This is a genomic window from Shewanella olleyana (assembly GCF_023283825.1).
Classification (GTDB): Bacteria; Pseudomonadota; Gammaproteobacteria; order Enterobacterales; family Shewanellaceae; genus Shewanella; species Shewanella olleyana.
The window spans coordinates 68558-83126 of record NZ_JAKILD010000024.1 but is presented as its reverse complement, the minus strand read 5'-3'; the positions used below and the strand labels follow the sequence as shown (position 1 = coordinate 83126).

15 protein-coding genes and 1 rRNA gene are annotated in these 14569 nt (G+C 39.0%); 9 read left to right on the top strand and 7 right to left on the bottom strand.

All coding sequences use genetic code 11. The annotated features are described in order from the left end of the window. From rrf to L2735_RS16375, 3 genes are all read left to right on the top strand, one after another. A 5S ribosomal RNA gene (gene rrf, locus L2735_RS16385) occupies positions 1 to 96 on the top strand; the annotation flags it as partial. A 790-nt stretch (positions 97 to 886) separates the two neighbouring features. Beyond that, on the top strand, positions 887 to 1762 hold the full coding sequence (locus tag L2735_RS16380) for a PAS domain-containing protein (protein WP_248985720.1): 876 nt from the start codon (positions 887 to 889) through the stop codon (positions 1760 to 1762). Beyond that, positions 1744 to 3219, top strand: a complete 1476-nt coding sequence (locus L2735_RS16375) for a sensor domain-containing protein (protein WP_248985719.1) — start codon at positions 1744 to 1746, stop codon at positions 3217 to 3219. The genes L2735_RS16380 and L2735_RS16375 overlap by 19 nt, the downstream gene beginning before the upstream one ends. Positions 3220 to 3338: 119 nt before the next feature. Here L2735_RS16375 and L2735_RS16370 read toward each other — a convergent pair whose 3' ends face one another. Both L2735_RS16370 and L2735_RS16365 read right to left on the bottom strand, forming a co-directional pair. Beyond that, positions 3339 to 3689 (bottom strand): hypothetical protein, encoded by a 351-nt coding sequence (locus L2735_RS16370; protein ID WP_248985718.1) that lies wholly within the window; start codon positions 3687 to 3689, stop codon positions 3339 to 3341. Positions 3690 to 3697: 8 nt separating this feature from the next. Further along, positions 3698 to 3958 (bottom strand): hypothetical protein, encoded by a 261-nt coding sequence (locus tag L2735_RS16365; protein ID WP_248985717.1) that lies wholly within the window; start codon positions 3956 to 3958, stop codon positions 3698 to 3700. A 220-nt stretch (positions 3959 to 4178) separates the two neighbouring features. Here L2735_RS16365 and L2735_RS16360 point away from each other — a divergent pair, with 220 nt between their 5' ends. From L2735_RS16360 to L2735_RS16345, 4 genes are all read left to right on the top strand, one after another. Then, positions 4179 to 5675, top strand: a complete 1497-nt coding sequence (locus L2735_RS16360) for an ATP-binding protein (protein WP_248985716.1) — start codon at positions 4179 to 4181, stop codon at positions 5673 to 5675. A gap of 2 nt (positions 5676 to 5677) precedes the next feature. After that, complete coding sequence (locus L2735_RS16355) at positions 5678 to 6373, top strand: response regulator (protein ID WP_248985715.1); 696 nt, start codon at positions 5678 to 5680, stop codon at positions 6371 to 6373. Positions 6374 to 6567: 194 nt separating this feature from the next. Then, positions 6568 to 7437, top strand: a complete 870-nt coding sequence (locus L2735_RS16350) for a 6-carboxytetrahydropterin synthase (protein ID WP_248985714.1) — start codon at positions 6568 to 6570, stop codon at positions 7435 to 7437. A 277-nt stretch (positions 7438 to 7714) separates the two neighbouring features. Continuing rightward, positions 7715 to 8566, top strand: coding sequence for a M23 family metallopeptidase (locus L2735_RS16345; RefSeq protein ID WP_248985713.1), 852 nt, complete (start codon positions 7715 to 7717; stop codon positions 8564 to 8566). Positions 8567 to 8693: 127 nt separating this feature from the next. Here L2735_RS16345 and L2735_RS16340 read toward each other — a convergent pair whose 3' ends face one another. Continuing rightward, positions 8694 to 9251, bottom strand: coding sequence for a VOC family protein (locus L2735_RS16340; RefSeq protein ID WP_248985712.1), 558 nt, complete (start codon positions 9249 to 9251; stop codon positions 8694 to 8696). Positions 9252 to 9306: 55 nt separating this feature from the next. Next, complete coding sequence (locus L2735_RS16335; protein WP_153914313.1) at positions 9307 to 9813, bottom strand: L,D-transpeptidase family protein; 507 nt, start codon at positions 9811 to 9813, stop codon at positions 9307 to 9309. 185 nt (positions 9814 to 9998) lie between these two features. Between L2735_RS16335 and L2735_RS16330 the strand changes: the two genes are divergently transcribed. Both L2735_RS16330 and L2735_RS16325 read left to right on the top strand, forming a co-directional pair. Further along, positions 9999 to 10847 carry an ion transporter gene (locus L2735_RS16330; protein ID WP_248985711.1) on the top strand — a complete coding sequence of 283 codons (849 nt, stop codon included), beginning with the start codon at positions 9999 to 10001 and terminating at the stop codon, positions 10845 to 10847. Further along, positions 10844 to 12352, top strand: coding sequence for an MATE family efflux transporter (locus L2735_RS16325; RefSeq protein WP_248985710.1), 1509 nt, complete (start codon positions 10844 to 10846; stop codon positions 12350 to 12352). Before L2735_RS16330 ends, L2735_RS16325 begins: the two co-directional genes overlap by 4 nt. Before the next feature lie 165 nt (positions 12353 to 12517). Here the strand turns inward: L2735_RS16325 and L2735_RS16320 are convergent, their stop codons facing one another. The 3 genes from L2735_RS16320 to L2735_RS16305 form a co-directional block, all read right to left on the bottom strand. Then, positions 12518 to 12733 (bottom strand): DUF2986 domain-containing protein, encoded by a 216-nt coding sequence (locus L2735_RS16320; RefSeq protein ID WP_248985709.1) that lies wholly within the window; start codon positions 12731 to 12733, stop codon positions 12518 to 12520. Between the two features lie 514 nt (positions 12734 to 13247). Further along, positions 13248 to 13703, bottom strand: coding sequence for a hypothetical protein (locus L2735_RS16310; protein WP_248985708.1), 456 nt, complete (start codon positions 13701 to 13703; stop codon positions 13248 to 13250). Positions 13704 to 13954: 251 nt separating this feature from the next. Continuing rightward, positions 13955 to 14311 carry a glutaredoxin family protein gene (locus L2735_RS16305; protein ID WP_248985707.1) on the bottom strand — a complete coding sequence of 119 codons (357 nt, stop codon included), beginning with the start codon at positions 14309 to 14311 and terminating at the stop codon, positions 13955 to 13957. Between the last annotated feature and the right edge of the window lie 258 nt (positions 14312 to 14569).

Sequence of the window (14569 nt, the reverse complement as noted above, 5' to 3'; positions counted from 1 at the left end):
GGTACCACCTGATCCCATCCCGAACTCAGTAGTGAAACGCAATAGCGCCGATGATAGTGTGGGGTCTCCCCATGTGAAAGTAGGTCATTGCCAAGCGCCTAATACGACGAAGCCCTAACACGATGTGTTAGGGCTTTTTTGTGTCTGAAATTTGGGATATGAAAATGATGAGCGTCCTTATTTCGATATACCAATGTCTGCTATAATACTGTGGTCGATATCCCCATGTGTCCCTACACGGATTAATAAGTAGGTCATTGCCAAACGTCTAATTTTTTTAATTGAGAAGGTAGCCTGTTACTCATGTAACAGGCTTTTGTGTGTCAGGAGTTTTGAGATTTATAGGCTAGATATTTTGACCGTTGTTTGGCTTGTTGTCTTTTTTTCCTGGAATTTTTGATGACTAACCTAAAGCGAAATTAAATTGCATTAATCTAACTCTTTCAGTGTTTTAATCATTTGGTCGCTTTATTAATAGTAATCATTGAACGGTAACTAGTAGCGCTTTCTTGTAGAATATTGCACATTTGAAAATTCTGTTGATTTCATGCAACAGTGCGTGGTGTTAGTTTTTTGTTGTGATTGTGATTGTTATTTTGTTGGCGGTTACTGCGTCGCCGATGTGATATGGTTTTTAACGGTAAACTGATTTGGTTGGCATATACAGTATTTGATTATTCAATTTATCAAGTTTGATTATATAATCTGACACTTGTTAACTGCCTGCTTGGTGGAGATAAGATTTATAATGCAAAAACTGACTCAAACGATATTACAACGTTGGCAGGCCAACATTGATTTAACAGCTGAGGCGTTAAATTCAAATGTATATATCTATTCAATGGGCGACACCAGTCACCTAGAGTTGTCAGTAAGTTGTGAAAGCTTGACCAAACCATCAAATGACAGCCTACAAGATCAAATTTACCGTTTAGTCAGTGAGTTACCTTTAGCACAAGTTGAATCAGAAAAAGTTAGTATACAATTTCAAAACCAAAGTTACTTGTTATGCTTCGAAGTCATTTTTGATGATCGCAATAGTCCTGTAGCCATTTTAGCCGCACTTACAAACACAGTAATTAACAATTCCTTATCAGCTCTTTTATCCTTAGCGGTGGAGAATTTATCCCTCAGTTATAATCAGACTTTACATCAAACACCTGTCTCATCTGAGTTGAATAACCCTGTAGGGCTGAATCTTCAAAACTTTATAAACTCATTTCAAGAACATATTTGGATAAAAAACCTTAATGGCCAATATGTTGTGTGTAACGAGAGTGTTGATCTTGCTTGGAACAAAAAACATTCAGATATTATTGGTAAATATGATGAAGAATTGTTCGACAGTGCGACTGCAGAGTTATTTAAAAGTGGTGATTTTCAAGCTATTAAAGCTAACGAACCCATTGTCGTCGGTGAGTGTGAACGAATCGATCAGCAACAAAAAAGACATTGGTTGGAAACGATAAAAGCGCCGTTATTAGATAGCAATAATGAATTAGTTGGCGTGATAGGAATTACCCGTAATATTGGAAGGCATAAAGAAGCACAAACTCAGTTAATGTTAGCAGAGAGCGTTTTCGAAAATACCAAAGAAGGCGTTTTAGTGACCGATAGAGATGGTCAAATCACTGAGGTGAACGCTGCTTTTAGTAAAATTACAGGATTTAGCCGTGAAGAGGCTGTAGGTCAAAACCCTCGCATTTTAAATTCTGGAACACATGACGATTTATTTTTTCGCAAATGTGGAATACCTTATTAGTCAAAGGCAAATGGCACGGTGAGATTTGGAATAAGCGTAAATCAGGTGAAGTTTTCCCTCAATCAGTAACGATTAATGCTGTATATGGTCAACAAGATAAAATAAATTTCTTTGTCGCTGTATTTGCTGATATTTCGGCTCAGAAGAAAAATGAAGAAAAATTAGCTAACCTTTCGTATTACGACACACTGACCAAGTTACCAAACCGAGTCTTATTTCGTTCTAAACTTCAAGAGCAAGTCGACCGTGCTTTTAAACAGCAAACTCAACTCGCTGTAGTCTTTTTCGATATCGATTTCTTTAAACATATCAATGATAGCTTAGGCCATAATGTTGGTGACTTGCTGCTTATTGAAGTCGGGCAAAGGTTATCGGAGCTGAGTAACGAGCAATGTATTGTTGGGCGATTAAGCAGTGATGAGTTCGTTATTTTATTGTCAGATATTACTCATAATGAAATGGCGATTAGCCATATCAACAAGTTAAAAAGTCTAATTGAACAGCCTTTCAAATTGGAAGATAACCCATTGGTTAGAGTGACATTGAGCATGGGTGTTTCGATATTCCCTAATGACTCTTTAAACAGTGAACATTTATTACAAAACACTGATACAGCACTGCATATTGCGAAACAAAATGGTCGTAATAACATTACGTTCTATGATCCAACAATGACTATGAATTCGGTAGAGCACGTTAAAATTCAAAGTGCACTACACGAGGCGATACAAGAAGAGCAATTTCACTTAGTTTATCAGCCTAAACTTTCCTTAGTGACAGGTAAGTTAGTTGGCCTTGAATCACTTATTCGTTGGGAACATCCAGAGTATGGATTAATTTCTCCTGCTGAGTTTATTCCAATTGCAGAGAAAACGGGTCTTATCCATGAGATCGGTTTGCAAGTGTTAACAATGGCATGCAAGCAAGGAAGAAAGTGGCTTGATGCTGGTTATCGTTTTGGCCATTTAGCCGTGAATGTTGCGAGCTTACAATTTCAGCGTACCAGCTTCATTGATAATGTTGAGCTGATATTACTTGAAACAAACTTCCCTGCTGAACTACTTGAATTAGAAATGACAGAAAGTTGTATGATGTATGAACCTGAGCGAGTCATATCTGATTTAAAAAGGTTAGGGGATCTTGGTATTCAACTGTCTGTAGATGATTTTGGTACAGGTTACTCTTCATTGAGTTATCTGAAGAAGTTGCCTATCAATGTGCTAAAAATTGATCAGTCATTTGTATGTGATATTCCGTTTGATAGTAATAATACTGCTATCGCGAAAGCCATTATTGTTCTGGGACATGCATTAAAGTTAACCGTTATCGCGGAAGGTGTTGAAACCAAAGAGCAGGCGGCTTTCCTATTAGAAAACGGCTGCGATCAAGCGCAGGGATATTATTTCAGTAAACCACAAGTGGCGAGCGTATTAACCGAGCAATTGCCTTTAATTTAATGAGCTGCGTTTTGAATGTCTAATCTGTAAATCATAGCTTTATATAAAAATCTCATTAAAAAAGCGATAATTTCCATTATCGCTTTTTTAATGTCTGAAACATAAATCTAATATTTAGCTTAAGCGTAAGTATCAATGCCACTGCTTTCTTGTTCAGTAGAATTCATACTCGCTATGGTTAATGCTTCAAAGAATACACTGCCTATATCTTCATTAGACATATTTTCAGTGAGTGGTTTTAGCTCATCCAATGACGATTTCAGTTCTGCTTTTTGCTCTTTAGTTAATGAGGCAAGCATTTCAGAAACTTCAGTTTGCTGTTCATCAGTTAAGGTCGATACTGCATCTTCAAGACCGAGTGGTGTAGTCCCTGGTGGCGGAGGTGGTGGACCTTTGGGTCTGTCAGATGAATTTGTATTTATCTGAGTTTGTGTGTTCGGGATGTTGATTGATTGTGTGTTTATTTGCATAACGGCCTCTATCTTTTTTGACGTTGAGGTGGCTTGTGGTTTTCTGGTACTGCCACTAATTGGTCATCCATCAACTGACATGTCGCCTCAATTTCATCACCATCAGGTGTAGTGATGTTCACAACATCATTTTCAGATTTATCTTCGCATAAGGTATACGCTTCTTGGGGTGGTTTGCGCATTTGCCTCTGCTGATCTTGGGCTGATACAGATACTGAGTAACCACAGCTAATAATGACTAATATGATACTAGTTAACATTTTTTTCATGATAGTTTCCTAAGCAATGAAGAGTTTGATGATTGAATCACCATAACAAGTAAATATGCAGGAAATGTGCAGAAACAAAGGAGATTAAAATTAGCTTGTGTTACAAACTAGTGGGAAACTTAACAGGAATATATACTCAGTAAGTCTCTCATTTTAAATTAATCATGCAGACTCGACTGAGTATATTGTTAATGACTATTTTAGCTTTGGTAAAACTTAAATGAACATTTCTCAAAAGCTATTTTTAGCCTTTGTTGGCTTAACCAGTGTTGTGCTTATTGCCACGCTTTCACTGGCAAGGTGGGGATTTGATCAAGGTTTTATTAGTTTCATCAATTCGCTCCAACAAGAAAGGTTGGAAGATTTAGCCGTTTCATATGCAGAGCTTTATGAAAAATCTGCTTTTGATTGGAATAACGCCACCGAAAAACAATTGGCAGATATTCTGCGTCAGTATACCCCTCAACATGGTCCCATAGATGTCGATAGAAGCGGTCCGCCCCCAAGATTAAAGGGTATGCCGCCAAGAAGAGAGGGACGTCCATCTTTCCTTGAACGACCCGAACGTAATGGCCAGAACGCCATTCCTCCACATTTAAGAGATAATTTACCTTCACCTCCTATAAGGCGTGGTCCACCAACTGCTTTGTACTCAAACTCAGGGCAATTACTTGCGGGGAAAGGGTTTAACAATATTAAAGCAGCGATTCCTGTTGATGTCATATATAACGGGCAAGTCGTAGCTAAGCTATACACAAAGCCCGTCGAGAAAGTGAACAGCATTTCCGCGGAAGCATTCTCAAAGCAGCAGTTATGGACCAGCTTAGGGATTGGGTTGCTTTGCTTATTATTAGCGAGCTTAATTTCTTGGGTATTAGCACGACTGTTATTAGTACCTGTGAGAGAGGTCGTTAACGGAATTTCCCATTTATCAAAAGGCAACTATGCAGAACGTTTTGACGTTAAGCGGGAAGATGAACTTGGTTTATTAATGAAAGATATCGATCATTTAGCAATGACCTTAGATAAAAATAGAACAGCCAAAAATCGTTGGTTTGCTGATATCTCCCATGAACTTCGAACCCCTCTAAGTATTTTATGTGGTGAAATTGATGCTATAAAAGCGGGTATTAGGCCTTTTAATCAACAGCAATTAGCATCATTAGAGCAAGAAGTGATGCGAATTAAACATTTAGTCGATGATTTATATCAACTCTCTTTATCTGATGTTGGCGGTCTTAAATATCATTTCGAGCCCATTGATGTCACGTTATGTGTTGCTGAAACAATGAACTCTTTAATTGATAAAGTGTCGGAGAAAGGACTATCGATTAACTTTGTTCATACCGAAGAACTGATTGTTAATGGCGATAAAATGCGTCTACAGCAGCTATTCTCCAACGTGATATTAAACGCTGTTGCTTACACCGATAGCCCTGGAAATATTGATGTCGATTTAATCAAAGAGCCCGGCAGTTTGTTAATCCTTATCAATGATACCAAACCGAGTGTGCCTATCGGTGACTGCGAATTATTGTTTGACCCTTTACACCGTCAAGACAGTTCGAGAGTGAGAAGAAACAATGGCGCAGGCTTAGGCTTGACCATCAGTCGAAACATTGTTGAAGCTCATGGTGGCAGTATTACAGCTAGACCATCAAACCTAGGCGGACTTTGCGTCGAAATTACCATACCCTTATTTAAAGAGTCCCATTAATTATGAATGTCAGCCATCCTAAAATGAAGGTATTAATTGTCGAAGATGAGCCTAAAATTGCGCAAGTCTTGGTGGATTTTCTTAGCCTTGAGGGCTTTGACTCGCAAGTTTTGCATGATGGGCTCAATGCAGTAGAAACGATAAAGCAAGGTCATGTGGACTTTGTGATATTGGATTTGATGTTACCCCATAAAGATGGATTGACCATTTGTAAAGAGGTTCGTCAATTTTCTAATATTCCACTATTGATGCTCACCGCGAGAGTAGAGGAAATTGATCGCCTTATTGGCTTAGAAATTGGCGCTGATGATTATGTTTGTAAACCTTTTTCGGCACGTGAAGTGGTGGCTAGAGTTAAAACCATTTTACGTAGAATAGAAACGACTCCACTGACCAATGAAGATGAAATTGCCTACAAGCATTTGTTGATTAATATTCAACGTTTTAAATGTAATGTATCGAGTGTAGAGGTCGATTTAACGCCGGTCGAGTTTAGGTTGTTGCATACCATGCTTAAACGGCCTGGTGTGGTGCATTCAAGAGATAGTCTTATGCAAGTTTGTTATGTCGATGACAGAGTCGTGAGTTCGCGCACAATTGATAGTCACATTAAAAACTTGCGTTCAAAATTAACCGTTAACAGCACGCAAGGTAATCTGCTTCATTCTATTTATGGTGTTGGGTATAAAGTCGAGTAACGCTTTTAATGCATCAAGGCACTATGATTTATCCAAATGTTATTTAATCTATAAGGTTTTTACATAAAGTCAGTTTGTTTTCTCGCGCCTAGGCATGCTTTTGTTTAGAATAGCCTTGAAATATCACTCCCTTTAGCCAAAGCTATTTGGGATAAGTTAACTGAGGTGGACTGTTTTTCTGCCTAGGAGCCTTAATGCAACTGTTCGTAAAAGATTTAACCGTTATCGATTTTTCCTATTTGTGTCCAATTCGCGGCATGGTTGGCGAAAGCTGGATTGTAGATGTATTACTTGATGGCGGCTTAGATGAGCAAAACATGGTACTTGATTTTTCAAAAGTCAAAAAAACCATTAAAAACACCATTGATGATGTTGCCGACCATCGATTACTCATCCCTACAGCGTGTAGCGAAGTTCGTTGGCAGCAAAAAGGCGATCGAGTGTGGATGGACTTTTCTAGTAAACATGGCGATATTCACCTCGCATGTCCATCACAAGCATTTGCGTTAGTACCTACTGAAGTTATTGACTTTGAAAGTGTAAATTCTTTTTTGATTAAAGCACTACGCGAAGCTTTACCTGATAACGTTGAAGGGATCAGTCTTACATTGCGTAATGAAGTATTAGATACCCCTTATTATCACTATACCCACGGCTTAAGAAAGCATGACGGAAACTGTCAGCGTATCGCTCATGGTCATCGAAGCCCGATCACCGTATTTGAAAATGGTATTGCAGCGCCTAAATGGGATCAATACTGGGCCGATAGATGGCAAGATATTTATTTGGGTAGCGAAGAAGATGTTGTCGATGTGGCAAGTCTTGTTTTATCTAAGCAAACTGTTGTCAGTAACGAAAGCCACTATGGGTTTCATTATCAAGCGCCCCAAGGTGATTTCCAATTAGCGATGCCTAGGGCTTGTTGTGACATTATTCCCCACGATACTACTGTTGAATTATTAGCCCAGTTTATCGCTGAAACAATGTCCGATAAATCACCAAGCTCTGAGTTTAAAGTCATTGCTTTCGAAGGTATTGGCAAAGGTGCTATAGCAGTCAAATAAGTGTTTTACATACTCTAATTAGTGCGCTCACTATACGTGAGTGCACTTTTTATCTTAATCTTATCTTAATCAATCTTTAACGCTTCCCTTAAATGTTGTAATCAATCTTTTGTCATCTTGCTTGTGTCTAAATTACTGCTAGTGGTTTCACCGTAATGATGAACCTTCCTATTGCCTCATCAATGATTTGAAAACCTATCATCAACACCATATGATGAAGCCAATCAAACCAATAAGTATTGAGCAAAGTGTTCAAAGATAGAGGAATAAATACAACATGGCTGTGAATAAACCAATAATACTCACATTATCTTCAATGCTCGCACTTTCACTTTGTTCTTTCTCCGCTGTAGCTCAAATTAATTTGCAAGGTAAGTTTGAACAAGGGGCATTGGTGCGCGGCACAGTCCCAGCTGGTTCAGTGGTTAAACTGAATGGAGAAGCAATCGGTGTTACTGCAAAAGGACAGTTTGCGTTTGGGTTTGAGCGCGAAGCTAAAGCCGAGCAAATGCTAGAGGTGGTTTACCCTGATGGACTGACAGAGCTTAAACCTTTAAAGGTTGAAGCTAAAGAGTACAAGATTGATCGTCTGACTGGCATAAGCAAGAAAATCATGAAACCTAATCCTGCAGCTCAAGAAAGGGCGGCTAAAGATGCCAAGCAAACTAGAGCGGCTAGAAACACGTTTAGTGAGCAGACAGCCTTCATGCAAGACTTTATCTGGCCCGTCACAGGCAGAATCTCCGGTGTTTATGGCAGTCAGCGTGTGTACAACGGTAAACCTGGTAGCCCGCACTATGGTGTGGATGTCGCAAGACCTACTGGCACGGTGGTGGTATCACCAGTTGATGGTGTAATTACCTTGGCTGAACCTGACATGTTTTATTCTGGTGGCACCTTGATTATCGACCATGGTTACGGCATTAACTCTACCTTTCTTCATTTGAGCAAGCTTTATGCAAAAGTAGGTGATGTGGTTAAGCAAGGCCAAGATTTAGCTGAAATTGGTGCTACAGGGCGTGTGACAGGCCCACACCTTGATTGGCGGGTTAACTGGTATCAAATGCGCCTCGATCCGGTTACCTTAGTGCCACCAATGTCTGAGGTATTAGCTGCTGAAGCTAAGTAATCACAGGGATCGAAAAGTGCAGATAATTTGATAAACAGCAGATTCATTGCTTGATTAATGCTGTTATTGAGGTTTAGATAAAAGACCAATCTAGTCTTACTAGTGGCAGTAAGACTAGATTTTTTATTTATTGTTCGCTGGCAATAATTGCTTCAATAGTTTGTGGGTGGACTTTAACGCAAATGCCATTTTGCTTAAATGCAATGGTAGGGTTGGCTAAACGTTCATTATCACCTTTAGGTGAGCTAAGTTTGACTTTAATATCTGTCTTGCCATCAATGATATTTTGAGCTGATGGGGCAACTTTTAGTAAATCTTCTATAAGCTGTTCGCATGTGGTTGCATTGGTTGGCAGAACAAGCTCTACGTGCTCCCAGCCTTCTTGAGGATATAACTTATCTGATGGGAAAGGGAGCTCAACACAAGGGACTTTTAAGCCATCTAGCTCCATCGGTGTATTCAGTTTAATGATTAATATTGGGCGACCATTAATCATATTGTTAGAAATAACCTGACCGTGTTGTTCAAAGTCTGTTGTCAGGCGTTCAGCTGCATCAACACTATTAACCCTAAGTGCACAATGATCGCAGTCGAGCTGTAAAGTATCTAAACCTAATTCTTTTATAAACAAAGTGATTCGCTGACTAAAGTCAGGCCAGCTTTTCAATAACTGGGCGTAATCCATATCTAATTCCTGTTACGGCGTGGGAAGAGAAAAATGAGTGAAGTGATAGTAATGCTTATGGCCAAATTTCGATTGGTGTGCCTTCTTCAATAACACGCCATAGTTCGTCCATTTCTTTATTTGTCACAGCTATACAACCATTGGTCCAGTTATATTGTTGGGCTTGTTCGGGTGTTAAACTTGAATTAGGGTTTTGGCCATGGATCATTATCATGCCACCTGGGCTAACACCCAAAGCATTTGCACGGAGGCGATCTTCTTCATTTGGGTATGAAATATGTATTGATTTATAAAAAGCACTATCTGACTTTTTATAATCTAAAACGTAACGACCTTGAGGTGTTCGTTGGTCGCCTTCTTTTAACTTGTGCCCCTGAGGTGCATCACCCATCGCAATTTGATAGGTTTTGATTTTTTGTCCTTGATGAAAAATCGACATACTCGATTCGGATTTATTCACTACCACTAAATCTACTTTTGAAGAATTAAGCTGATCGATTGAAGCATTGGCTAAGGTCGAGCAAAATATGGCTATGAAAATGAAGCATTTAACCAAGTACATGAAGTCTCCAAAAAAGCAGTTTTTTCTAAGTTTGTTTATTGTTAATAGTGTTAACATGAGTATCAGTCGTTAGGCAATCTATCAGAAGAGCGAATAATTGCCATAATGAAATGAAAATTTTTATAGATAATACCGTACTTTTACATCAAGTGCGGGATTAAATTGGACGTCATTTCGAGAGAGCTATGACATTAGAAGAAAAACACGATACCCCTTTTAAAAAACAAATAAGAACAGTCATCTTTGGTACTGAAACCCGCTCAGGCCGTTGGTTTGACATTGGTTTGATTATTTGTATTTTACTCAGTGTGTTACTGATTATATTAGATACGATTGACGTTTATCATCAACAGTATGGTCAAATTATTTACTATACCGAGTGGGCATTTACTTGGCTATTTACTATTGAGTATTTACTAAGGCTGTATGGTTCAGTTAGTCGCTGGTCATACATGAAAAGTTTTTATGGCATTGTTGATTTATTGTCAATTCTACCTAGCTTTTTAGCGTTGATATTTCCAGGGGCAAACGTATCTCTGGCCTTTAGAATATTGCGCTTATTTAGAATATTCAGGGTACTCAAATTACTCCGCTATTTAAGTGAAGGAAATTTGTTATTAAAAGCCATGCTTCAAGCGAGAAGGAAGGTGTTTATTTTCTTCTTTTCAGTTAGCCTGATCATTATGGCGTTAAGTGTCGTAATGTACGTGGTTGAAGGGCCAAATAATGGCTTTAGCTCAATTCCAAAATCAATGTACTGGACCATAGTAACAATAACGACAGTGGGTTATGGTGATATCACCCCGCAAACTAATTTAGGGCAGGCGATAGCCTCCCTGACCATGTTAATTGGCTATTCTATTATTGCGATTCCGACAGGGATTTTAACGGCTTCAATCTCCAATGAAATGGTCGCTGAAAGAGATTTGAGAAGGTGCAGTAATTGCGGTGCTCGTGGGCATCATTTACACGCCTTATATTGCCATCATTGCGGTAGTGAATTAGAAAAGCAAAATTTAGAAGGCAACTCATGACCGAAGCTAAGTTTGTTAAAGGCTCCATTTTACGTCACATTTTGGTGATGAGCTCTACTGCGGCTGTGGGAATTTCAGCGTTGTTTGTCGTTGATCTGGTAGATATCTTTTTCTTAAGTTTATTGGGCGAGCTCGAACTTGCTGCAGCGGTCGGCTATGCCGGCGCAATTTCTTTTTTCACGACATCAATTGGTATTGGTTTATCTATTGCGTTGGGCGCATTAGTTTCCCGAGCAGTGGGTGCAAAAAATATGGTGCTGGCAAAACGCATGTTACTTAACAGCGCGGTGGTATCACTTATCACGAGTGTGTTTGTTGCAGTTACTGTGTATATTTTTATTCCTGAATTATTGTCTCTTATTGGTGCTAACGGTGAAACCGCTGTTCTAGCTGAGAGTTATCTACGTATATTAGTGCCATCACTGCCATTTATTTGTTTAGCCATGGCATTAGGCGGCGCTTTAAGAGCCATTGGTGATGCCAAGCTGTCTATGATGTCGACCCTTGCTGGCGGCGGCGTGAATCTAGTATTAGACCCTATCTTTATATTTGCCTTAGGGATGGGGATTGAGGGCGCAGCAGTTGCTTCTGTATTTGCCAGAATTGCAGTGTTTATCATTTCTGCGCGCGGAATTGTAGTGAAGCATAAGATGCTTGGGCAGTTTAATCGTCAACATTTTATCGAAGACATCCGCACTATTTTTGCTATCGCTTTGCCGGCGATGTTAACCAACGTAGCAACCCCAATTGGTAATGCGGTTGTCACCAAAGCGATTGCTGATTTTGGTGATAGTTATGTTGCTGGTTGGGCGGTGTTAGGACGACTCATCCCAGTGTGTTTTGGGATGATATTTGCACTTAGTGGCGCAGTGGGTCCAATTATCGGACAAAATTACGGCGCATTAGAGTTTGAACGTGTAAAGGAAAGTTTGACCAAAGCGATACAGTTTTGTGTGGTGTTTGTCTTTGGGGTGTCAATTCTTCTGTTTGCGCTTAAACATCAGATTGTAGCTGCTTTTGATATGCAAGGTGAAGCGGCAGAACTGATATTATTTTTCTGCCAGTACATTGCTATCTTCTTTATTTTCAACGGTATTTTGTTTGTTGCTAATGCCTCATTTAATAATTTAGGTAAAGCCAAATACTCGACCTTCTTTAATGTGGGTAAAGCGACTATAGGCACCATTCCATTTGTGTATTTCGGTGCCCAAATTGGTGGCGTTTATGGCGTGTTAATTGGACAGGCTTTAGGCTCAATCTTATTTGGCCTTGGAGGAGTCTGGGTCGGTTATCGATTGATTGAAAAAATCACTGCGAAAGAACATGTTCAACAAGCAGCTGACACAAATAGTGAGAGTGATGAAATTGAACTTGAAATGAGTCCGACATCATCGCCGCAGTCATCATCTTACGTGCAGTTAGCGCAACTAAACGAAGAGCCATTATGTGAAGAAATCATTAGGGATGGCGATTTAGATAATCCGCTTTCATCGAAAGATAAGTAGTGGTTTTAAAATTAAAACTAAAACTAAAACTAGCCTCACTGGCTAAAGGTAACTCTAACTCTTAAAATCGAAATTAGCCAAGTAAACAAAAAGCCCCGAAAACCAATGAGGTGTTCGGGGCTTTTTAGAATATTTAATTAAATTCTATGCCAGCATTAGACTAGATTATTTATCTGTTACTGGCATTTCCTCAGTAACAGCCTCTGTTTTTTCAGCCTGTGCCGCAAGCTTTTGTTGCTCTTCTAACTCCATTTGAGCGCGCACGGCTTTAGAAATATAACCGACTTTAGGGTTCTTTTGAGGGTTATCTTTTACAATTTTATTTTGCTTAGCTTTAGCCCGTTTAGCGGTCTTTTTGATCATCAGCTGTTTTCTGTTCATGGGTCTATCTAACTCGCTTCATTGTGCCTATGGCACTTGTATAACTTAGTAAAACAGGTATCTAGCATTAGTTATCAATACGGTTAATTTCGATTGAGACTAATAGTGATTACATGTCTTTAAAATGATTTGCCTTAAGTTTAGCTCAAACTGGCTAGAGGTTATAGTTAAACCCTTTATTTATCCTATTTCATGACTGTTTTAAGCGATAGCAACAGGTCATGTAAACAAATAGTTAGGGCCTGTTGAACTTTCAAGGTTATTTTTACAGCGAATTGTTGGCCATTTATACAAGGCAGAGACTTTGTGGTGTAGTTATTCTACATAAAAAGTCGATAACGCAGTAAAAATCGCCAACAAACGCTGCCCAAAGGGTTCGAGTAAAAGCGTTTTACTCTTTGTTGGATGAGTCTTTGTGAATAAAAGGTGCTTAGATGACTAGGCATCAATCCATCCGCCTCAATTAAAACGCTTTTATTTCGAACAAAACTTAACCAGCAAAGATCAACAGGCCCTAATAATTACGGCTAAACTTTTTAATATCTTCTTCTGTTGCGCCATCGTTGCATTCACCGCGAACTTCACCGCGACCTTCGCTGACACTCCGGTTAAGCACCATATAACCTTCTTTACAATAACCCGTCATATCAATGGTTTTTTGTAAGCCTAAATCTACTTGTTCGCTCCATAACTCTAGACGTTCTTGTCTGCGCTCTTGCTCAATGGCATAACTACGAGCATCTTGACGACGGCGGTTAACTCGCTGTTGGTGGGGAAGTGGATCCTCAATGCCGCGATCGGTGGCAGAAGCGACTTTTGCTTGGTAAGTGAATAGTTTGATACCTTCACCTTTAATGGAGGTGCTGAATTTATCTTTAAATTGTCCGGCGTAAGCTTCAGGTTCAATAGGTGCAGAAGAGCAGGCAGATAACAGCAGTAAACTAAAAAATAATACAGAGTACTTTGGCACCAGAAATAGTCCTTTATCAAGCGTGAAATAGATTCAATTCATATTAAAACGAAACAGGTTGTAATTGATAGTGTTTGAGTTGTTTGACAGTGAATAACTTGGCTATTGAGGATATATGACAGCTTGAGATGACCTATATTGCCATTTACATTGATAGTACTGACACTAATGGCATTGGCACTGTGTACTAGATTGAAACCATTTTAAATTTTGGTAAATCTAGTACACAAGCTCAATATTTGATATTGGGGTTAAGCGTATTGCTTTTCTAAATAAGCAATAATGTCGTTAGACTCATACATCCATTGAGTTTGACCGTCTTTTTCAATCTTTAAACAAGGTACTTTTAGTTGGCCACCTTCTTTAACGAGTAACTGTTTATTGGTTTCTTGCTTTGCATCAACAGTGACGATGTTTAAACCTTGACGGCGGATAGCGCGACGTACTTTGACGCAGAAAGGACATGCAGCATATTGATATAAAGCTAATGCTTTAGTTTGCTCATCCATTTTGGCTTGCTCAGTGACTGGTCGTTGATATTTTTTACCTGGGAATAAAAAGTTAACTAACAAGATAATGCGGCCAAGAAGCCAACGGATCACAAACATACCACTTCCTTTAATTATCGAATTTAACAAACTAGCTAAAAACAAATCGTTTATTAAGTCATTTTACTTAATTTTCAGCGATAGTTTACGTGATGTTGTTCACAGATAATAGTCATCTGTGAACAGAACCATTTTTAATGTCTATTTAAACGTCTATCAATAAAAAGTGACTGGTTTTTAATCGATAGTAAGAGTGATAGTGAGCCTTTATCAACAAACTTACGCTCAGTTCAAACACAAATTTACCGCCAAACAAAC